Source organism: Paraburkholderia kirstenboschensis, from assembly GCF_904848585.1.
GTDB lineage: Bacteria > Pseudomonadota > Gammaproteobacteria > Burkholderiales > Burkholderiaceae > Paraburkholderia > Paraburkholderia kirstenboschensis.
The window spans coordinates 1-551 of the sequence record NZ_CAJHCR010000098.1 but is presented as its reverse complement, the minus strand read 5'-3'; the positions used below and the strand labels follow the sequence as shown (position 1 = coordinate 551).

The window sequence follows — 551 nt, the reverse complement described above, 5'->3', positions numbered from 1 at the left end:
AAAGAGCCGAAGTTCTTCCCTTATGAAATTGGAAACCGGCGCTGATGTCGAGGGAATGATTCCCTCCGAGCGCAGCATGCGAAGCAGATGACGCAGCGCACGGCGAAGGTTAGCGGGGGTGCGTGGACTTGGCTTGCTGCAGTGACAGACGGGAAGGTGCTCCGTGAGAAAGCGATGCAGCACTGTCTCGTCGATGTGATTGATAGCGATGCGTCGGGCAGTCAACCACCGTCCGAAGTGGGAGGCGCATGGCAGATAGTTCTCTTTAGTAATACCCGCATATCCGTGACGCCCCAAGTAGTCGGTGAAATTCCCAACGACGGGTCCACGTGCGCCGTACCGTGCGCGGTTGCACACGACAACTTCAGAAACGACTGGCGTGATCATGATCGCTCTCCTGAGAGATGGCGATGAAGCCATCCGGGAAGAGCAGTATCTGTTATGCACGGTTGGCCGATGGTGAGGCGCTACCTGGCACCCAGAGGAATTGGGCGTTGCACCTCAGAATGACCGACAAACTGTGCATAATTCCGGGGCGTCCATAAAACGTA

General features: G+C 56.3%; 1 pseudogene. It reads right to left on the bottom strand.

The window, feature by feature from the left end:
* Positions 1–387 (bottom strand): annotated as a pseudogene (locus JMY24_RS39200) (hypothetical protein); the annotation flags it as partial.
* Positions 388–551: the final 164 nt, after the last annotated feature.